General features: G+C 71.2%; 21 protein-coding genes. 11 read left to right on the top strand and 10 right to left on the bottom strand.

Going from position 1 to position 17,789, the window contains the following annotated elements; genetic code table 11:
* Positions 1–69: 69 nt before the first annotated feature.
* From MFF06_RS14115 to moaD, 5 genes are all read left to right on the top strand, one after another.
* Entirely contained in the window at positions 70–765 is a 696-nt protein-coding gene (locus MFF06_RS14115; protein WP_238204881.1) for a Maf-like protein, read from the top strand.
* Positions 762–947 (top strand): DNA gyrase inhibitor YacG, encoded by a 186-nt coding sequence (locus tag MFF06_RS14110; protein ID WP_238204879.1) that lies wholly within the window; start codon positions 762–764, stop codon positions 945–947. The genes MFF06_RS14115 and MFF06_RS14110 overlap by 4 nt, the downstream gene beginning before the upstream one ends.
* 127 nt (positions 948–1,074) lie before the next feature.
* Positions 1,075–3,144: an excinuclease ABC subunit UvrC gene (uvrC, locus tag MFF06_RS14105; protein ID WP_238204877.1), complete on the top strand. Its 2,070-nt coding sequence runs from the start codon at positions 1,075–1,077 to the stop codon at positions 3,142–3,144.
* 68 nt (positions 3,145–3,212) lie between these two features.
* Complete coding sequence (gene pgsA, locus MFF06_RS14100; RefSeq protein ID WP_238204875.1) at positions 3,213–3,812, top strand: CDP-diacylglycerol--glycerol-3-phosphate 3-phosphatidyltransferase; 600 nt, start codon at positions 3,213–3,215, stop codon at positions 3,810–3,812.
* A gap of 3 nt (positions 3,813–3,815) precedes the next feature.
* Positions 3,816–4,067, top strand: coding sequence for a molybdopterin converting factor subunit 1 (moaD, locus tag MFF06_RS14095; RefSeq protein ID WP_238204873.1), 252 nt, complete (start codon positions 3,816–3,818; stop codon positions 4,065–4,067).
* A gap of 37 nt (positions 4,068–4,104) precedes the next feature.
* Here the strand turns inward: moaD and flaF are convergent, their stop codons facing one another.
* The gene (flaF, locus tag MFF06_RS14090) at positions 4,105–4,467 is read right to left on the bottom strand and encodes a flagellar biosynthesis regulator FlaF (protein WP_238204871.1); all 363 of its coding nucleotides are present in this window, start codon (positions 4,465–4,467) and stop codon (positions 4,105–4,107) included.
* Positions 4,468–4,870: 403 nt separating this feature from the next.
* Between flaF and MFF06_RS14085 the strand changes: the two genes are divergently transcribed.
* Positions 4,871–5,080, top strand: a complete 210-nt coding sequence (locus tag MFF06_RS14085; RefSeq protein WP_238204869.1) for a hypothetical protein — start codon at positions 4,871–4,873, stop codon at positions 5,078–5,080.
* 90 nt (positions 5,081–5,170) lie between these two features.
* Here the strand turns inward: MFF06_RS14085 and MFF06_RS22680 are convergent, their stop codons facing one another.
* From MFF06_RS22680 to MFF06_RS14075, 3 genes are all read right to left on the bottom strand, one after another.
* Positions 5,171–5,305: a hypothetical protein gene (locus MFF06_RS22680; RefSeq protein WP_283207275.1), complete on the bottom strand. Its 135-nt coding sequence runs from the start codon at positions 5,303–5,305 to the stop codon at positions 5,171–5,173.
* An 89-nt stretch (positions 5,306–5,394) separates the two neighbouring features.
* Positions 5,395–5,682 carry a hypothetical protein gene (locus MFF06_RS14080; RefSeq protein WP_370876518.1) on the bottom strand — a complete coding sequence of 96 codons (288 nt, stop codon included), beginning with the start codon at positions 5,680–5,682 and terminating at the stop codon, positions 5,395–5,397.
* Positions 5,683–5,864: 182 nt separating this feature from the next.
* The gene (locus MFF06_RS14075; RefSeq protein WP_238204865.1) at positions 5,865–6,386 is read right to left on the bottom strand and encodes a metallophosphoesterase family protein; all 522 of its coding nucleotides are present in this window, start codon (positions 6,384–6,386) and stop codon (positions 5,865–5,867) included.
* A gap of 317 nt (positions 6,387–6,703) precedes the next feature.
* Between MFF06_RS14075 and MFF06_RS14070 the strand changes: the two genes are divergently transcribed.
* The 3 genes from MFF06_RS14070 to MFF06_RS14060 all read left to right on the top strand — a co-directional run bounded on the left by MFF06_RS14070 (position 6,704) and on the right by MFF06_RS14060 (position 11,421).
* Positions 6,704–8,653, top strand: coding sequence for a glycosyltransferase (locus MFF06_RS14070; RefSeq protein ID WP_238204863.1), 1,950 nt, complete (start codon positions 6,704–6,706; stop codon positions 8,651–8,653).
* Positions 8,650–9,735 (top strand): glycosyltransferase, encoded by a 1,086-nt coding sequence (locus MFF06_RS14065; protein ID WP_238204861.1) that lies wholly within the window; start codon positions 8,650–8,652, stop codon positions 9,733–9,735. The genes MFF06_RS14070 and MFF06_RS14065 overlap by 4 nt, the downstream gene beginning before the upstream one ends.
* A gap of 213 nt (positions 9,736–9,948) precedes the next feature.
* Positions 9,949–11,421 (top strand): GumC family protein, encoded by a 1,473-nt coding sequence (locus tag MFF06_RS14060; RefSeq protein ID WP_238204859.1) that lies wholly within the window; start codon positions 9,949–9,951, stop codon positions 11,419–11,421.
* A gap of 63 nt (positions 11,422–11,484) precedes the next feature.
* Here MFF06_RS14060 and MFF06_RS14055 read toward each other — a convergent pair whose 3' ends face one another.
* The 5 genes from MFF06_RS14055 to MFF06_RS14035 form a co-directional block, all read right to left on the bottom strand.
* The gene (locus MFF06_RS14055) at positions 11,485–12,057 is read right to left on the bottom strand and encodes an NUDIX domain-containing protein (RefSeq protein WP_238204857.1); all 573 of its coding nucleotides are present in this window, start codon (positions 12,055–12,057) and stop codon (positions 11,485–11,487) included.
* Between the two features lie 43 nt (positions 12,058–12,100).
* Complete coding sequence (locus tag MFF06_RS14050) at positions 12,101–12,358, bottom strand: sulfurtransferase TusA family protein (protein WP_238205119.1); 258 nt, start codon at positions 12,356–12,358, stop codon at positions 12,101–12,103.
* Between the two features lie 111 nt (positions 12,359–12,469).
* Entirely contained in the window at positions 12,470–12,877 is a 408-nt protein-coding gene (locus MFF06_RS14045; protein WP_238204855.1) for a hypothetical protein, read from the bottom strand.
* Positions 12,878–13,103: 226 nt separating this feature from the next.
* Complete coding sequence (locus MFF06_RS14040; RefSeq protein ID WP_238204853.1) at positions 13,104–14,471, bottom strand: glutamate--cysteine ligase; 1,368 nt, start codon at positions 14,469–14,471, stop codon at positions 13,104–13,106.
* 275 nt (positions 14,472–14,746) lie between these two features.
* On the bottom strand, positions 14,747–15,499 hold the full coding sequence (locus MFF06_RS14035; RefSeq protein ID WP_238204851.1) for a 16S rRNA (uracil(1498)-N(3))-methyltransferase: 753 nt from the start codon (positions 15,497–15,499) through the stop codon (positions 14,747–14,749).
* Between the two features lie 223 nt (positions 15,500–15,722).
* On the opposite strand from MFF06_RS14035, the gene MFF06_RS14030 reads away from it, so the two are divergent.
* Together MFF06_RS14030 and ubiA are read left to right on the top strand one after the other, a co-directional pair.
* Positions 15,723–16,274, top strand: coding sequence for a hypothetical protein (locus MFF06_RS14030; protein ID WP_238204849.1), 552 nt, complete (start codon positions 15,723–15,725; stop codon positions 16,272–16,274).
* Between the two features lie 56 nt (positions 16,275–16,330).
* Positions 16,331–17,236 carry a 4-hydroxybenzoate octaprenyltransferase gene (ubiA, locus tag MFF06_RS14025; RefSeq protein ID WP_238204847.1) on the top strand — a complete coding sequence of 302 codons (906 nt, stop codon included), beginning with the start codon at positions 16,331–16,333 and terminating at the stop codon, positions 17,234–17,236.
* A 12-nt stretch (positions 17,237–17,248) separates the two neighbouring features.
* On the opposite strand, the gene MFF06_RS14020 is transcribed toward ubiA, so the two are convergent.
* Positions 17,249–17,725, bottom strand: a complete 477-nt coding sequence (locus tag MFF06_RS14020) for a DUF6101 family protein (protein ID WP_238204844.1) — start codon at positions 17,723–17,725, stop codon at positions 17,249–17,251.
* Positions 17,726–17,789 lie beyond the last annotated feature (64 nt).

Genomic DNA, 17,789 nt, shown 5'->3' with positions numbered 1-17,789 from the left:
CCCCTATCAAGCGGCGGGCAACCGTCCGCCAGCCGCGCGGCGGCCGCCACCGGCCCGCACCGGAGCACCATGGACGCCTCTTCCGATCTCGCCAGCCAGGGTTCCGGCACGGAGGCCGGCAGGGATGCTCGCAAGGACGCTGGCTCGGGCCAGCCCGCGACCCGCCTCGTGCTCGCCTCGGCCTCGCCCCGGCGCCTCGCCCTGCTGCAACAGGTCGGGATCGAGCCCGACGCGCTCCTGCCTGCCGACATCGACGAGACGCCGCGCAAGTCTGAGCCGCCGCGCGACCTCGCCCGCCGTCTCGCGCGGGCGAAGCTCGCCGCCGCCGAGGCCGCGCTGCGCGGGGGCGACACCACGCCGACCTGGCTGCTCGCCGCCGACACGGTGGTGGCCGTGGGGCGGCGAGTGCTGCCGAAGGCCGAGTTGCCCGACGAGGCCGCCGATTGCTTGCGGCTCCTCTCCGGGCGCCCGCACCGGGTCTACACCGCGGTCTGCCTGCTCTCGCCCAAAGGGCGCCGGGAGCGCGTGGTCGAGACGCGGCTGCGCTTCAAGCGCCTGTCGAGCCGGGACATCCAGCGCTACCTCGATTCCGGCGAGTGGCGCGGCAAGGCGGGGGGCTACGCCATCCAGGGCATCGCCGGCTCCTTCGTGGTGAAGCTCGTGGGCTCCTACAGCGCCGTGGTCGGCCTGCCGCTCTACGAGACGGTGAGCCTGCTGGACGGCGACGGCTATCCCGTCCGGGGGGCCTGGGGCGAGGCGAAGTGACGGCCGCGCGCTGTCCGATCTGCCGGAAGCCGGCGGAGGCGGCATTCACGCCGTTCTGCTCGCAGCGCTGCGCCGACGTCGATCTCGGCCGCTGGTTCAACGAGCGCTACGCCATCCCCGTCGAGGACGACGAGGAGGAAGAGGCGCCCGAGCCGCGCCGGCCGCTCCTCGACGACGCATAGCGGATCGCGTGAGGCGGCCTCGCCGCCGGGGCGAGCGTGGCGGCGGGCGCGCGAGAATCGCGTCCTTCCGCGTGTCGCGACGGCCTTTCGCGGTGCGATCCGCCGGGAAAGCGCCTACATCTGCGGCATGAGCCGCCGAGCCCTGAACGATTTGCCCCCGGACACCTTCGACGACGGCCGTGACGCCGACGTCGAGGATCCCGCCGACGCGGAGGTCGCGCTGGCGAGCGACCTCGCGGCGGAGATCGACTTCGACCTCGAGCCGGGCGCGGTCCTGGCGGGCACCGAGGTCATCCGCCGGTTCTGGACGACCCTGCCCCCCTCCCCCGGCGTCTACCGGATGTTCGATGGGCGCGGCGACGTGCTCTACGTCGGCAAGGCCAAGAACCTGAAGGCGCGCGTCGGCTCCTACGCCCGGGGCCAAGCCCATTCGAACCGCATCGCGCGGATGATCTCGCAGACGGCGGCGATGGAGTTCGTCACCACCGCCACCGAGACCGAGGCGCTGCTGCTGGAAGCCAACCTGATCAAGCAGCTGAAGCCGCGCTTCAACGTGCTGATGCGGGACGACAAGTCCTTCCCCTACATCCTCGTCACCGATGACGGCCCCGCGCCGCAGATCGTCAAGCATCGCGGCGCGCGGCGGCGGAAGGGAAACTATTACGGCCCCTTCGCCAGCGTCTGGGCGGTGAACCGCACCGTCAACGCCCTCCAACGGGCCTTCCTCCTGCGGACCTGCACCGACAGCTACTACGAGAATCGGACGCGGCCCTGCCTGCTGTTTCAGATCAAGCGCTGCTCCGGCCCGTGCACGGGGGAGATCGCGTCCGAGGACTATGCCGCCATGGCCGATTCCGCCCGCGCCTTCCTGGCGGGCAAATCGAACGCGGTGAAGGACCGGATGCGCGCGGAGATGCAGGAGGCCTCCGAGGCGCTGGAATTCGAGCGTGCCGCCCGGTTCCGCGACCGCATCGCCGCCCTGTCGGCGATCCAGGGCGTCCAGGGCGTGAACACCCAAGGGGTAGAGGAGGCGGACGTGTTCGCCCTCGACGAGCAGGCGGGGCAGTTCTGCATCGAGGTCTTTTTCTTCCGCAATTTCCAGAACTGGGGCAACCGGGCCTACTTCCCCAAGGCCGACCGGACGATGACCGCCGACGAGGTGCTGGGTTCCTTCATCGGTCAGTTCTACGACGACAAGCCCGCGCCCCGCGTCGTGCTCACGAGCCACGCGGTGGAGGACGCCGAACTCGTGGGCGCCGCCCTGTCGAGCCGGGTCGAGTACCGGGTGGAGATCCACCGGCCGATGCGCGGCGAGCGCAAGAACCTCGTGGACTATGCCCAGCGCAACGCGAAGGAGGCCCTCGCCCGGCGCCTCGCCGACACGGCGTCGCAGGGCAAGCTGCTCACCGCCCTCGGCCAAGCGCTGGGGCTGGCGAAGCCGCCGAAGCGCGTCGAGGTCTACGACAACTCGCACATCATGGGCACGAACGCCGTCGGCGGGATGATCGTCGCCGGGCCGACCGGCTTCATGAAGCAGTACTACCGAACCTTCAACATCAAGTCGGAGGAGCTGACGCCGGGCGACGACTTCGGGATGATGCGCGAGGTGCTGCAACGGCGCTTCAAGCGCCTGGTCAAGGAAGCGCCGCGCAACGCCCCCGAGGCGGCGATCGCCGCGGCCGAAGGGTTGCCGGGTGAGGCTCCACCGCCCCCGCCCGCCGACGAGGACGGCGACGCCTTCCCCGCTTGGCCCGACCTCGTGCTGATCGACGGCGGCAAGGGCCAGCTCGAGGCCGCCCGCGCGGCCATCGCCGCCATCGGCATCGCGGACGTGCCGCTGGTCGGGATCGCCAAGGGGCGTGACCGCGATGCCGGGCGCGAGACGTTCTTCATCCCCGGCAAGCCGCCGTTCAAGCTGCCGCCCCGCGACCCGACGCTCTATTTCGTGCAGCGCCTGCGCGACGAGGCGCACCGCTTCGCCATCGGCACCCACCGGGCCAAGCGCAAGCGTGAGATGACGAAGAACCCGCTTGACGAGATCGCGGGCATCGGACCCTCTCGGAAACGCGCGCTGCTCCACCATTTCGGAACGGTGAAGGCGATCGAGCGCGCGGCCTACGAGGATCTGGCCCGCACGCCCGGCGTCAACGCCGCGACGGCCAGGGCCGTCTACGACTTCTTTCACGCAGGCCCCTGAGCCGGGGGGTGTTCACGAGTGGAGCCGGGCCGTTGACGGGATCGCCACGCTCTGATTTCACGCCCCCGATGACCGCCGTTCTCCCCCGGCGACGCTCACCGGCATGGAACCTCGCGAACTGCCTGACCTACGGGCGGCTCGTGGCGGTGCCGGTGATGGTCGCGCTGCTCTTCTGGCCGGACTCCCTCACCGCGCGCTCGGCCGCCTTCGGCGTTTTCGTCCTGGCGGCCGTGACCGATTATCTCGACGGGTACGTGGCGCGGGCCTACCACCAGAGTTCGGCGCTCGGCCGGATGCTCGATCCGATCGCGGACAAGCTCCTCGTCGCCGCCTGCCTGCTCATGCTCTCCGCCGACCATACGATCAGCGGTCCGACGATCTGGGCCGCCGTGGTCATCCTGTGCCGGGAGGTGCTGGTCTCGGGGCTGCGGGAATACCTCGCCGAGTTGAAGGTCGGCGTGCCGGTGAGCCGGATCGCCAAGTGGAAGACCACCGTGCAGCTCGTGGCGCTGGGCTTCCTCGTGGCCGGGCCGGCGGGCGAGACAATCCTGCCGGGGACGCAGGTGATCGGCCTCGGCCTCCTGTGGCTCGCCGCCGCCCTGACGATGTGGACCGGCTACGACTACATGAGGGCGGGCATCCGCCATGTCATGGACGACCCGCGGTAGATCATGAAGCTCGTGTATTTCGCCTGGGTCCGCGAACGGATCGGCCGACCCGAGGAAACCCTCGATCCGCCACCGGAGGTGCGCACCGTGGCGGACCTCCTCGTCTGGCTGCGGGGCCGGGGCGAGGAATACGCCTACGCCTTTGAGAACGAGGGCATCGTCCGCGCCGCCATCGACCGCGTCCACGCCAAGCCGGACACGCCGATCGCCGGCGCCGGGGAAATCGCCTTCTTCCCGCCGATGACGGGCGGATAAGCGCGTCAGGCGCCGCGAGGGCGGGTCCGGGGGCCGGTCAGCGTCCGGCGAGGCCAGCGGCGACGTGGTTGTTGATGGAGATCAGCGCGTCGAGCTTCTCAGGGGCGGGCTCGGCCAGAGTCTCGATCATGTGCCGGAACACGAAGGCGGCGAGGCGGGTGAAGCCCTGCTTCACATCCGCCGGGAGGGGATTGCCCTCTTCCACCACCGCCGACGCCAGGATCGTCCAGACCTTCTGGTTGAAGTTCAAGGCCGGGCCCAGGTCGCCCGTGCGGTTTGCCCAGTCGTCGCGGAGCATCTGCAGCCGCTGCGCCGCCTTGATCAGAACCGCCGATTCCGCTTCCCGCGGGGTCATCACGCTGCGCGAGGTCTTGGCATAGGCGCTGGCAGCGTAGCTCATCGCGATTCCCGAGAAAGTGGCACGCCGAAGCCGGTGTCGGCGCGTCGCACTTCAAACAGCCTGCGGTTAAGGTCGCGTTAGTTCGCGCGGTGACTTGCCGCATCGGTTGACCGAAACTGAATAGATTCCATCCATCGCGAGGTTTCGGCGCAATAATTCCGACTTTCTGCTCCGGAGTTGCCGCTGGAAACTATATATATCCGTCATGTCCCCTATAGGGCATGCCGAAGGGGGTACCACCAGCACCTCACGCGGTCGCGCCCGGCCGAATTCGAGGCGGCCGGCTTCGGAATGCCTTGTTGCAGCCGACTTGTTTGGCCATGGAAGACCCCACGGTCGCAAAGCGAATCCCGCGGGTCGAAGACGGATGTGGAACTTTGCTCTCGGAGCAATCGCGGGTGGGATGACGGCGGCCGTCTTGACGGTCGCGGCGGTGCGTCACCCGGAGATCCAGACCCGCATCGGGCTGTCCGCGCCGCCAGCGCCGATCTCGGTCGCCCTGGCCCAGCCCGTCGAGCCGCGTTGCGTGCCGCCCAAGGCCCTGCCGAAGTCCGCGGGCAACGCCGAAGCCATCCTGTTCAACAGGCAGCGATTCTGGTCCGTCTCGCCCTGAGCGAGACCGCCGGGGCGCTCCGGGGCGGCCCCGCGCGATGCGGCGCCGCCGGGACTGGCTCGGGCGGCGCCCGCGTGACGGGCGACGACTTCAGAGCGCGCCGATCAGCAGGATGAGGGCGGCACCCGCCGCCATGGAGCTGAGAAAGCCGCAGAGGGCGGCGGCGAAGGACGGGCCGCCGCTGGCGGCGGAGACGGCGGTGGCGGGCGACGAGGCGTCGGACATGACTCAAACTCTCTCAGGGGCGACCGCGGTCGCCTGCGTGAAGGACTATTCGGGAAAGGCCAAGCTCCGCTGTGCGGAGTCACACCGTATCAATCACAACGGTTAATCTTCTTGGCGATGCGGAGCTGCCGCAATTCGCTCCGCAGATCGATGGCGACGACGCCCTCGCCACAGTCGTCGAAGGCATCGCGGGCATCGTTATAGCGGTCGCCGATCTCATCGAGGGTATCGCAGACACGGCCGCGATCCCCGAGGCGCATGTCCTGCCGCGCCTGGAAACGCAGGGCTTCCGCCTCCTCCACCTTCTTCCGGGCCTCGATGCAGGCGGGGCGGGCCGAGGCGGCGGTGACCGCCACTGTTCCTGCGACGAGACCCATCACGCAGGAGGCAAGAGCGAGGGAGACGGAACGCATGGCTAACATCGTTGCTATCGGTGATCGTTAACGCAGAACAGCGAATGCTTCCGAAGATCTTTCGCGTGCCCTATCACTACCCGGCTTAACGGCGAAGCTGCGGGATGGGTTCCTGCCGTCCCGGCCCGGTGCCCCAGACCGGCACCTCACACCGGTCCCCTGGCGGCACGACGGCGGCGGGATGCCAGGATGCCGGGCAAGTCGACGGGCGCGAACCCCATGGCATCGACGCCGACGTCGTATTGCTTGGGCATCGGCGCGAGCTTGCCGTGGGAATGCCCATGCAGGTTGAGCGCCCCACGTCCGATCCCGTTCCAGGTCCGGAAGGCGTAGTGGCAGAGCACGAGCGCCCGGCCCTCGACCGCGATCTCCGCATAGGCTTGGACGGAGGCCCAGCCCCCGGCCGCCCGCGTCGCCTCTCCATCGTTGTTGCCGGTGATCAGGTGCTTGGCGCCGTTCAGGCGGCCCAGGAGCTCCGCGATCCGGTCCGGCCCCGGCCCGAGGCAGAAATCGCCGAGGTGCCACACCTCGTCGTCCGCGGCGACGGTGGCGTTCCAGGCGGCGATCAGCCCCTCGTCGTGGGCGTCGAGATCGGGGAAGGGCCGGTGATCGAACCGCAGGGCGCGGGGATCGCCGAAATGCGTATCCGCCGTGAAGAAGACCGCCATGGCATCCGTGCGCCCGTCCCGCGACCGTCGGGGTCGCCCCGGCGCAACCCGCGACCCCGCCCGGTCGATCCACGGCCAGGATGATTCCCGGCCTTCGGGGCGACGGCGGCAGCCGCAATTGCGATTAGGGGGAGAAGAATATCTTCACCGCTGCTGATTATAGAATGAGCCCGAGACTCGTTCTACTGGTGGCACCCGACGGGAGGTCGATCCATGTAGGCGGGATGCACAACATCGCCTTCTCTGTTTATAGTTAATACTTTGCAGAGATGGCGGCAGAGAACGGTGGCCCGCCCTTGTCCGGACCAGGCGTCCCAGTGAAGTCGGCTTGCGGCATCGATGGCTGGCCCTTCGCCGTGGCCGAAGCCGGGGTTGCGCGGCCGGATACCCTGCCGGACGGGCGCCCGTGGCCGCAGATCCGGGTGCTGACCGTGTCCGGCGGCGGCGACGCCGCCCCCGCCGCCGCCTCGGTCGCCCGCCAGGGCTATCCCGAGCATCGGCACGACATCGTGGCGCCCGGCATGGAGCGCGATGCCCTCGCCGGGATCCTGGCGGACGCCGCGACCGATGCCGTACTGCTGCTGCCGGCGGGCGACCTCCTCGCACCGGGCGCCCTGGTGGCGCTGGCCCTCGAACTCGCCCTCTCCGGCGCCGCCGCCGTGGCGGGCCTGCGCGTCCTCTACACCGATCATGTCACCGGCCTCGACGTGCCCTCCCTCACCGGCACGGAGACGGGGGCGGAGGGCCCCTGCGGCGAGGTCCTGTGGAGCCGGGACGCCCTCGCCCGCTTCGCCCTGCGGCGCTTCCCCGATCCGGCGGAGACCTGGGCCACCCTTCCCGCGTCCGCCCGGCGCCGGATCGGACGGCCGGTTCTCCTGAAGCGCGGGCGACCGGCCACCCGGAACGACGCCCTGTCGATCGTGTCGCTCACCGGCACCGGCACCGTGGGCGGGGCAGGCGTCGCCCACCGCCGCCTCTCCGACGCCCTCGCCCTGGCCGGCCACGCGGTCACGCCCGTCATCCTCGGCCAGCGGCCGATGGCGGCCGAATGGACCGACCGCTTCCCCCAGGCCGAGGCGGAGATCGACGCCGCCGACCCGGACTTCGTCCTCGTCGGCAACGTCCACGGGGCGACGCGCAGCCTCGACGCCGTCGGGCGCATCGCCGCCAAGCGGCCGACCGCCCTCGTCCTGCACGACCTCTTCGCCCTGACGGGCCGCTGCTGCCATCCCCGCGACTGCACGAAGGCCGAGCGCGGCTGCGACAGCGCCTGCCCCGGCCCCGACGAGTATCCGCAGCTGAGCCCCCGGCGCATCGCCGGAATGCACGCCCGCAAGCGCGACGTCCTCGCCGCGCCCTCCGGTCCGATCCTCCTGGCGAACTCCGCCTGGACGCAGGGCCGCAGCGAGGCCCTGGCCCCGGCCGGCGCCGAGACCCGCCCGGTGAGCCTCGCCTTTCCCACCGGGATTTTTCGCCCCGGCGATCGCGGGGCATTGCGCCGCCGCCTCGGCCTGCCGGGCGCCGACGTGCTCATCCTCGTCTCGTCCGTGATCGTCGACGGACCCGATAAGGGCTTCTCCGACCTGCGCGACGCCCTCCAGGCCGTGGCCGGGCCGGGCGTCGGCGTCGTCGCCATCGGCCGCCTCGACGATCCCGGCCGGTTCGGCATCGCGAACCTCCATGCGCCGGGGCTGATCGGCAGCGAGGAGGAACTTGGCGCGTGGTATGGCGCCTGCGACCTGCACGTCACGGCGAGCCGGCACGAAACCCTCGGCCAGACGCCCATCGAGGCGGGGCTCTGCGGCGTTCCCACCCTCGCCTACCGGACCTCCGGACTGACGACCTCGGTCATCGACGGGGTGTCCGGCCGCCTCGTGGATTGCGATCCCGCCTCCCTCGCCGCCGCCCTGCGGGACCTCGTGGCGGACGGCGCGGCGCGGGGGCGCCTCGGCGCCTTCGCCCGGATCAGCCTGGAGAGCCGCTTCAGCCCGGCCTCGGCGGCCCTGTCGGTGGATGCGGTCCTGCGGGAGCGCGGTCTCCTCCCCGACACCGCCGCCCGCCCGGGCTTCGCGCCCGATCTCCTCGGCCACTTCCCCTTCGCCGCCGAGCGGCTGCCGGGGGCCGAGGGGACGGTGCAGGCACCGTCCTCCCCCGTCGTCCGGCGCCTGCGCCGGACGAAGCAGGCGGTGTTGGGCCGCCGGATGCCGCTCTTCGTGCGCCGGTGCCTGTACCTCGCGGACGCCCTGCGCGGGAGCGCGGCCCGATGAACGCCGCCTCGCCCCGCCGCCGCCGGATCTACATCGACAGGACGCATCTGCGCGGTCGCGTCACCGGCATCGAGCGCGTCACCCTCGATCTGTTCTCGGGCGACCGCCTCGCGCCGCACGACGTGCGCTGGGTGTCGAGCCGGTCCCTGCCGGGGATGATCCTGCGCCAGCAGGTCGGCCTGCCCCTGACGCTCCTGCGGGACCCGGACGCCCTGTTCCTGTTCCCCGGTTTCCCGCCGGGACCGCTCTGCGCCGTGGCGGCGGATCGCTGCCTTCTCTACATCCACGACACGTTTTTGCTGAGCCGGCCCGAGGACCTGAGCCTGCGCAGCCGCGCCTACATGAGCCCTGCCTTCGCCCTGGCGATGCGATGGGGGCGCCATCTCTTCGTCAACAGCCGGACCACGGGCGAGGACGTGCGGCGCTACTGCTCGCCGAAGGCCACGGTAACGCTCCTGCGGCCCGGCGTCCGCGACGTGTTCGGCCTGTCGCGGCGCCGGGGGCCGGGCGCCTACCGGCCGGGCGAACCGCTGCGGCTGCTCGCCGTCGGCACCATCGAGCCGCGCAAGAACTACCCGGCCTCCCTCGCCATCGTGGACGCGCTGAACCGGGCCGGCATCCCGGCGGAGCTGCACCTCGTCGGCCGGGCCGGCTGGGGGCAGCACGCCTTTCTCGAGGCGCCGCCGCCCTTCCTGCATCTCCACGGCTACCTCGACGACTCACAGCTCCTGGAGCTGACCGAGCGCTGCCACCTCCTGCTCTCCACCTCGAAGGCGGAAGGTCTCGGCCTGCCGCTCCTGGAGGTGCAGCATGGCGGCCTGCCCGTGGTGGCGCCGGACAGCGCCGTCTTCCGCGAGGTACTCGGCGCCTCCGGCCTGCTGATCCGGCCCGACGACGCGCAGGACGCGGCCGCCCACATCGCCGCCTTCGTCACCGCCGACGCCTTCGCGGGCGCCGGGGAGAAGAGCCGCTCCAACGTCCTTCGCTGGAACGGTCTTGCCGCCCTCGACGCGGACCGCCTCCACGCCTTCCTCGACGGCGACCCGAGCGCCTACGCGGACGGAAGGCTGAGGATCGCCTGATCCTCGCATCCGGGGCGCCCGGCCGAGGGAGGGCCGCCCCGACCGGAATTCGGCCCGCCCCGTCAGGCGGGCGTGAGAGCAGACCCGGCCCCGGCCGGATGAGACAGAGGTCACGGTTGAACCGTCCCGGCAATCGTCCTGTCCCACGGCGGCCCCCGCGGGTCCGGTCCTGGGAAGGGACGCGGAAGGATGGAGAAATCAGGAGCGAGGCGCATGTTCGATTTCTCGACTAGGATCAGCGGCGAGCCCGTCCGGATGGTGCTGCCGGAGGTGTCGCCCCGCACCGACCTCCGGGCGGTGCTGCACCGCCTGAGGCGCGGTGCGGGCACCATCGTGCTGGGCGGCCTCCTGATGGTCGCCCTGGCGATCTTCGTCCTGGGGCTGCTCCCGCCGAGCTACACCTCGAACGTGCAGATCCTCGTGGATCCCACGGACCTGCGGGTGATCGACAACGACGTGAACGCCCGCGCCCCGCAGGCGGACAGCGGCGTCTCGATCGCCGAGAGTCAGGTCCGGGTCATCCAGTCCGACAACGTCCTGCGCCGGGTGGTGGAGAAGCTCCAGCTGGATCAGGATCCGGAATACGTCCGGCCCGAATCCACCCTCCCCTTCGTCGCGTTCATCAAGAACGCCCTCGGCATGGTGCCGCCCCGGGCGAGCCGCGACCCGATGAACATAGCCCTCGACTCCCTCCAGCGGACCATCGTGGTCCGGCGGCCGGAGCGGACCTTCGTGATCGACGTAGCCGTGCAGTCGCGCGATCCGGCGAAGTCGGCGCGCATCGCCAACGCGATCAGCGCGGCCTACCTCGCCGAGGAAACCGCCGCCCGCATGGATTCCGCCAAGCGCGCCTCCGACGCCCTCGCCGGCCGCCTCGCAAGCCTGAAGAAGGATGTCGAGGAGGCCGAGGGCCAGGTCGTGCGCTACCGCGAGGATCACCGCCTCGTCGCGTCGAGCGGGCGTCTCCTCACCGACCAGCAGCTCGGTGACCTGAACCAGCAGCTCGTCAGCGCCTCGATCAAGGCGGCGGAAGCGCGCTCCCGGCTGGAGCAGGCCCGCAAGATGCGCTCCACCGACCCGAGCACGGCCCTGCCCGAGATGCTGCAATCCCTGGAGATGCAGGCGCTGCGGCAGCAATACGCCACCCTCTCGCGCAACACCGCCGAGCTGGCGACCCGCCTCGGCACCCGTCACCCGGCCATGGCTGAGCAATACGCCCAGCAGCGCGACCTCGAGCGGATGATCCAGAAGGAGAAGGAGCGGATTATCGACACGCTGCAGAAGGACGCCGACCGTGCCGCCTCGAGCGAGACAGCGATTCGCGCGAGCCTCGATTCGGTGAAGACCGAGACCACGGCGAGCGACCGGGCCTATGTCGGCCTGCGCGAGCTGGAGCGGACCCTCGATGCCCGCAAGGGCGTGTACGAGGCGTACCTGCGCCGAGCCCGCGAGGCCAGCGAACAGGAGCGGCTGAACACCACCAACGTCCGGGTGATCTCGACGGCGACGCCGGCCCTGCAACGGACCTTCCCGCCCTCGCCGAAGGTAATCCTGCCGGTGGCCTTCCTGCTCGGCCTCGGCCTGGGCGCGGGCCTCGTCTACCTGCTCGGCGCCGACGCCGACCGCCGCCGCAGCGTCGGGCCGACCGGGCCGGTGACCCCGAACCTGCGCGCCGCGGACGCCTGAGACAGGCTCCTCGCCGGAGGACCACGAGCCCCGCGGCGCCAATGCGCCGCGGGGCTTTCGCCGTCAGGGCTTCGAGAACAATTCGGGGCGGCGCAATTGCAGGGCGAAGACGCAGACCAGCGTTTTCATATCGGCCAGCGCTCCCCGCTCGATCATCGCCGCGAGTTCCGACAGGGGGACCTCATGGACGCTCACGGTCTCGCCCTCGCCCGCGAGACCGCCCCCGGCGCCGACCCGGTCGGCCTCGGTGTAGGCCGCGAGGAACAGGTCCATGCGCTCCGTGGAAATTCCCGGCATCGACCACGCGCTCGTCACGGGCTCGAGGGTGGAGAGGCGCAGGCCCGTCTCCTCGGATGCCTCGCGCCGGGCCCCTTCCTCGGGCGGCTCGTCCTCCAAGAGGCCGGCGGGGATTTCGAGGATGCTCGGCGGCCCGCCCGCGAAGAGCAGGGGCGCGCGCAACTGCGACACCAGCGTCGCCATCCGGCGCTCCGGATCGTAGGGCAACACGGCCACCGCGCGCCCATGGTCCTCGACCTCGCGGCTGATGCGCGTGCCGTCGGCCTGGATCACCTCGGCGACGAGGAACCGCGCCCAGCCCTCGTGGGCGATGCGCACTCCACCGATTCGTGCCGCCATGCCGCCCCCGCCGATCACCCCGATGTGAGGCCCCGCGGATCGGTCAGGAATGCGGCGGCATCGCGATGGTCGTGATGCGGAAGCGCAACAGGCCGTGCTCCCGCTCCATGCCGTCGAGGCGGGCGCCCTCCTCGCGAACGAGATTCGGGATGTCGATCGCCGCCAGGGGATCGGTGCAGACGACGACGAGCGCCGTGCCGGGTGCGAGGCCGCGCAGCGCTTTCCGGGTCCTCAGGACCGGCAGCGGGCATTTCAGGCCGGCGAGGTCGAGGGTCACGGGATCCCGGCAGGGCTCCAGAATGGGCTCCACGAACGAAAACTCCCCGCCTCCGGGATGGGAGACGGGGAGCTTTTAGAACCAAGCCCGTCCCCGGGCCAGCGCCATGCCGGCGCCGGACCGGAGAACAGCGCCTTACCAGCCGTAGCCGTAGTAGGACGGAGCGTAGCCGTAGCCGTAGCCATAGGACGACGCCGGGGCGTAGCCATAGCCGTAGGACGGGGCGTAGCCATAGCCGTAGGACGGGGCGTAGCCGTAATCGTAGTAGCCGTAGCGCGGGGCCGCGCTCGCGGCGATGGCGCCGCCGATCAGGCCGAGGGCGGCGCCGGCCGCCAGGGCGCCGGCCGCACGGCCGCCGCCACGACGGTAGCCGTAGCCGTAGCCGTAACCGCGGTAACGGACGTGATCGACCATCGCGTTGTCACCCGCGAGCTGCACCGCGGAGCGGGCCGGCAGGGGCGCCGCCTGGGCGGTGGTCAGCGAGCCGGCGATCAGCGCGAGCGACGTCGCGGTGCCGACGGCGAGGGTAGCGATGCGAGACATGCGAACATCCTCCAGTGATTAAGCAGGAACCGCACGTCGAAACAGCAAAGCCCTGGATCCTGTTCCATCGCGACGTGCGAAAGGTAACACGATCACTACCGAGGGATCGCCGCCTCAGACGGAGAAACTTGGCAATACGACGCGGTTCCCTGGGTTGCTTCGCTGCGCTCGCAACGGCGGCAGGGGATCCCTTGACGGGTATGGCTCAACCCGATCGGCCACGCCCCTAGAACACGCATTCCTCGAAGGCGGGATCGACGGTCGAGTCCCAGCGCTGCTCGTAGGCGTCGAGGAGGTCCTGCGCCCGGTTGCGGCCGGAGGCGACGATCATTTCGAGGGGCTGCAGGTACCGCGTCTCGTCCGAACCCTCCGCATCCCGTCGGCCGCGGGCCTTGAGGCCGGCGCGGGCGATGGCCAGGGCTTCCGCCGCGACTTCGCCGAGCGTCCGCTTGGCCACGGGCGTCGCGAGACCGAGGCGCGGGGCGGTGGCCCGGGCGGCTTCGCGCTGGGCCGCCGTCCAGCCCTTCACGAGGTCGAGGGCGGCATCCAGCGCGCCGTCGTCGTAGAGGAGGCCGGTCCAGAAGGCCGACTGTGCCGCGATCATGTCCGGGCCGCCGACATCCGCGCCCCGCATTTCCAGGAAACGCTTCAGGCGCACCTCGGGGAAGGCGGTGGAGGCGTGGTTCGCCCAATCCGACACCGTGGCGCGCTCGCCGGGCAGCTGCGCCAGCCGCCCCTCCATCAGGTCGCGGAAGGAGGCGCCGGACACGTCGTGATAGGTGTCCCCGCGCTTGACGAAGTACATCGGCATGTCGAGCAGCCAGTCGGCATAGGCCTCGTAACCGAAGCCGGACTCGAAGGCGAAGGGGAGCATCCCGGTGCGGTCGGCATCCGTGTCGCGCCAGATCTCCGAGCGGCGGGACTGGAAGCCGTTCGGCCGCCCGTCGGTGAAGGGCGAGAAGGCGAAGAGGGCTGTGGCGACGGGTTGCAGGGCGAGGGAGGCGCGCATCTTGCGCGCCATGTCGTCCTCGGAGGAAAAATCGAGGTTCACCTGCACGGTGGCCGTCCGCAGCATCATGTCGAGTCCAAGGCTGCCGACCTTCGGCATGTAGCCGGCCATGATGCGATAGCGGCTCTTGGGCATGACGGGGGTTTCCTCCCGCCGCCACTTCGGGCTCATGCCGAGGGTGAGGAAGCCGATGCCCATCGGCTCCGCCACGCGCTTCACCGCCGCGAGGTGGGTCGCCAGCTCGGCGGCCGTCGCGTGAACGTCCGGCAGGGCCGCCCCGGACAGCTCGAACTGGCCGCCGGGCTCGATGGAGATCGCCCCGCCCTCGCTCGCCGCCAGCCCGATGACCTCGCCCCGGTCGGTGATCGGCTCCCAGCCCGTCTCGCGCCCCAGCCCCACCAGCAGGGCGCCGATCCCGGCCTCCCCGGCATAGGGCACGGGCTGACGGTCGGCCGTGTAGAAGGGGATCTTCTCGTGCTCCGTCCCGATGGCGAAGCGCGCGCGCGGCTTCTCCCCGGCGGCGAACCAGTCGATCAGTTCGGCGCGCGTCGTCAGCGGCGTCGTGTCGTCGGAATCGCGCGCCATGCGCTGCCTGCCCAGGAATCCTGATCCGTTCGGAGGGCGGCGGGCCGGGTCGTCCGGCCCTCCACCCGTTTCCACCGCGACCCGGAAACCGGGGTTCGGACGGGATGCGGCCCGGGCTTCACGAGAGGCCCGGGCCGCATCCAGCATCGCACATAATCGAGCGGCCCGCGGGGGACAACGCGGGGCGATGTCCCGCTGCGGCGAAGCTTTGCGCGGGAAACCCTGCCTGACACCCCGTCAACCAGCAATGTGCGCCCGCGCACACGGATTCATAGTCAGCGGCAATCCCCCACCACCGCCTGCACCAGGGCCAGCACGGCCACCGCCGCCGTGTCCGCCCGGAGAATCCGGGGGCCGAGGGACAGGGCGACGGTGTTGGGCCGCGCCCGGATCGTTTCCCGCTCCTCCTCCGAGAACCCGCCTTCCGGCCCGACGAGCACGGCGAGCGGCGGTGGCGCGGCGGGGTCCGCCGCCCCCCGCAGGGCGCAGACCGGATCGGCGATGGGCGCATCCTCGTCGCAGAACACCAGTAGGCGCTCCGGCTCCAGGGCCGCGAGGGCGTCGGGCAGACGCGCGGGCGGGGCGAGGCCGGGGATCGCGAGGATGCCGCACTGCTCGGCGGCCTCGATCGTGTTGGCGCGGAGGCGGTCCAGGTTCACCCGGTCGCCCTGCGTGTAGCGCGTGAGGACCGGCCGGATCAGCCCGGCGCCCATCTCCACCGCCTTCTGGGCGAGATAGTCGAGCCGGGCGCTCTTCAGCGGTGCGAAGAGGTAGTGCAGGTCGGGGAGGCCGGTCTGCGGACGGGCTTGGTCCACGCAGTGAAGCTCGCCGTCCTTCCGGCCCTTGGCCACGAGCCGCGTGCGCCACTCGCCGTGCCGCCCGTTGAAGACGAGGACGGGATCCTCCTCTCCCCGCCGGAGGACGTTGATCAGGTAGTTGGCCTGCGCCCGGTCGAGGGGAAGGACAAGGCCGGGTGCGAGGTCGGCCTCCACGAAGAGGCGGGGCGCTTTGAAGTCGTAGGCCGGCATGGCGCCGTGGTCGCGCGCGGGCGGCCGGGTGTCAACGCGGATCCCCGCCCCTCCGGCCGGTGTTGCGCGGGCGCGACAAAGTTAAGTTTTTCGCCTCGTCCCCACCGTCCCATCGTTGAGGCGCGCTCTCGCTCGATTGACGCCACAATCCTATGGCGAAGGCGGTGCGATGGATCTCGAACCGACCGGTGCGGGGCGGCAGGGTGCGTCGAGGAGACGAGGGATGACTTACAGGAGCATCGTGCTGGGAGCGGCGTCGCTGGCGGCCGGCTTCCTGATCGCGGGACCGGTTTCGGCCCAATCGATGATGCAGGCGCCCGCCATGACCCCGGCGGCGCCGTCGGCGACCCCGGCTCCGGCGCCCGCTCCGGCCGCGCCCCCGGTCGCCACCGCGGATTGCCAGAGCATCCAGAAGACGCTCGCGGAGCGGAAGGCCCTGGTCGGCCGCGCCAACGCCGCCTCGACCTCCAAGCAGAAGATGACGCCGCAGGAGGCGTGCTCGCTGTTCGGCAAGCTGGTCGTCAACGGCTCCGAGGGGCTGAAGTGGATCAGCGCGAACCGCGAGTGGTGCTCGATCCCCGATTCGTTCAGCGAAGGCTTCAAGGCCGACCACGAGCGCGTTCAGGGCATCCGCACCCAGATCTGCAAGGTCGCGGCCCAAGCCACGAAGATGGAGGCGCAGGCCCGCGCCCAGGCGCAGAACGGCGGCGGCGGCGGCCTCCTCGGCGGCCCCGGCCTGAGCGGCTCCTTCAAGCTGCCCCAGGGCGCGCTCTGAGCGCGCAGCCTCCCGCCAACGGAGCACCCTTTCCCGACAGGCGCCCCGCCGACGCGGTGGCTGGGCATTGGGTGGACCGCCTCGCCCCGCAGGGCTGGCGGCCCTACCTGCGCCTCGCGCGGATCGACCGGCCGATCGGCTGGTGGCTCCTTCTCCTGCCCTGCTGGTGGTCGGCGGCGCTGGCGGCCATCGCGGCGGACCGCACCCTGCCCGATCCGGTCCACTGCCTGCTGTTCCTTGTCGGCGCGGTGGCGATGCGCGGCGCCGGCTCGACCTACAACGACATCGCCGACCGGGACCTCGACGCCCAGGTCGAGCGGACCCGCCTGCGCCCGCTCCCCTCGGGCCAGATCCGCGTCCGGCACGCCGTCCTCTTCCTGATCGCGCAGGCCCTGGTCGGCCTCGCGGTGCTCGTGCAGTTCAACGAGGCGGCGATCATCGTCGGCCTGTTCTCGCTGGCGCCAGTGGCGGTCTACCCCTTCATGAAGCGCATCATGTCGATGCCGCAGTTCGTGCTGGGGCTCGCCTTCTCGTGGGGCGCGCTGATGGGCTGGGCCGCGATCTTCGCGCGGCTCGATGCCGTGCCCCTGCTGCTCTACGCGGGCACGGTTTTCTGGGTGATCGGCTACGACACGATCTACGCCGTGCAGGACATCGAGGACGACGAGATCGCCGGGATCCGCTCCTCCGCCCGCCTGTTCGGCCGCCAGCTCAAGGCAGCGGTGGGGATCTGCTACGCCCTGGCCGCGCTCCTCGTCGCCCTCGCCGCGTGGCGGGCCGGGGCGGGCGTGGTGGGAGCGTGCGGGGTGGCCGCCTTCGCGGGGCATCTCGGCTGGCAGGTGCGCAGCCTGCGGGAGCGGGACGGGGCCGGGGCCCTCAGGCTCTTCCGCTCGAATCGCGATGCGGGTCTGATCCTGTTCGCGGGCCTCACGGCCGACGCGCTGGTGAAGGGTCTGCTCTGACGGGGGCTGGGCCTACGAGCGGGCGATGATCTCGGCCTCACCCCGGAAGATCTGCGGGCGCGGCGGCAGGCGGCCGGTCTTGCGGCGGGTGAGGAAGCGGGGACGGCGGCTGCCGAGGCCGGCATGGCGGCGGCGGAACCGCGTGCGGCCGAGCATCAGACGGCCGATCTGCTGGGAAACCGGCGTCACGGAGCCGTCCTCCCGGACGATCATGCGGGTCAGCCCCGCCTTGATCGAGAGGTCGCGCCAGACCGCCACCACGTCCTCCTCCGCGAAGGGGCCGAGGCTCTGCAGGGTCGCCCCCGCCGGATCGACGAGGAGGAGCAGGAAGCGGTCCTCATCGACGAGGTCGGCCGCGTCGTCCGCGAAGCACAGGGCCACGCCCGCGATGGGCGACGCCCCGGCGAGGCGGCCGCAGACCGGGAGGGCCGACGCGGCGAAACCGGGCATCGGCAGGTCCTGGGCATGGAGGTCGGTGCGCGTGTCCATCTGTCGAGCCTCGTCGCCGGAAGGCGGTCCCTGCAAGTGGCGATCTCTGTCGGATCGTCCGTTA

The organism is Methylobacterium aerolatum, from assembly GCF_022179085.1.
GTDB lineage: Bacteria > Pseudomonadota > Alphaproteobacteria > Rhizobiales > Beijerinckiaceae > Methylobacterium > Methylobacterium aerolatum.
This window is presented reverse-complemented; position numbering and strand designations above follow the sequence as displayed.

Excerpts from the sequence above, each read along its gene's own strand:
- MFF06_RS14060 (WP_238204859.1), top strand. The coding sequence starts at position 9,949 with ATGTTCGATTTCTCGACTAGGATCAGCGGCGAGCCCGTCCGGATGGTG.
- MFF06_RS14115 (WP_238204881.1), top strand. The coding sequence starts at position 70 with ATGGACGCCTCTTCCGATCTCGCCAGCCAGGGTTCCGGCACGGAGGCC.
- MFF06_RS14020 (WP_238204844.1), bottom strand. The coding sequence starts at position 17,725 with ATGGACACGCGCACCGACCTCCATGCCCAGGACCTGCCGATGCCCGGT.
- pgsA (WP_238204875.1), top strand. The coding sequence starts at position 3,213 with ATGACCGCCGTTCTCCCCCGGCGACGCTCACCGGCATGGAACCTCGCG.
- MFF06_RS14055 (WP_238204857.1), bottom strand. The coding sequence starts at position 12,057 with ATGGCGGCACGAATCGGTGGAGTGCGCATCGCCCACGAGGGCTGGGCG.
- MFF06_RS14065 (WP_238204861.1), top strand. The coding sequence starts at position 8,650 with ATGAACGCCGCCTCGCCCCGCCGCCGCCGGATCTACATCGACAGGACG.
- MFF06_RS14045 (WP_238204855.1), bottom strand. The coding sequence starts at position 12,877 with ATGTCTCGCATCGCTACCCTCGCCGTCGGCACCGCGACGTCGCTCGCG.
- MFF06_RS22680 (WP_283207275.1), bottom strand. The coding sequence starts at position 5,305 with ATGTCCGACGCCTCGTCGCCCGCCACCGCCGTCTCCGCCGCCAGCGGC.
- MFF06_RS14040 (WP_238204853.1), bottom strand. The coding sequence starts at position 14,471 with ATGGCGCGCGATTCCGACGACACGACGCCGCTGACGACGCGCGCCGAA.
- moaD (WP_238204873.1), top strand. The coding sequence starts at position 3,816 with ATGAAGCTCGTGTATTTCGCCTGGGTCCGCGAACGGATCGGCCGACCC.
- MFF06_RS14035 (WP_238204851.1), bottom strand. The coding sequence starts at position 15,499 with ATGCCGGCCTACGACTTCAAAGCGCCCCGCCTCTTCGTGGAGGCCGAC.
- flaF (WP_238204871.1), bottom strand. The coding sequence starts at position 4,467 with ATGAGCTACGCTGCCAGCGCCTATGCCAAGACCTCGCGCAGCGTGATG.
- uvrC (WP_238204877.1), top strand. The coding sequence starts at position 1,075 with ATGAGCCGCCGAGCCCTGAACGATTTGCCCCCGGACACCTTCGACGAC.
- MFF06_RS14085 (WP_238204869.1), top strand. The coding sequence starts at position 4,871 with ATGACGGCGGCCGTCTTGACGGTCGCGGCGGTGCGTCACCCGGAGATC.
- MFF06_RS14080 (WP_370876518.1), bottom strand. The coding sequence starts at position 5,682 with ATGGGTCTCGTCGCAGGAACAGTGGCGGTCACCGCCGCCTCGGCCCGC.
- MFF06_RS14075 (WP_238204865.1), bottom strand. The coding sequence starts at position 6,386 with ATGGCGGTCTTCTTCACGGCGGATACGCATTTCGGCGATCCCCGCGCC.
- MFF06_RS14030 (WP_238204849.1), top strand. The coding sequence starts at position 15,723 with ATGACTTACAGGAGCATCGTGCTGGGAGCGGCGTCGCTGGCGGCCGGC.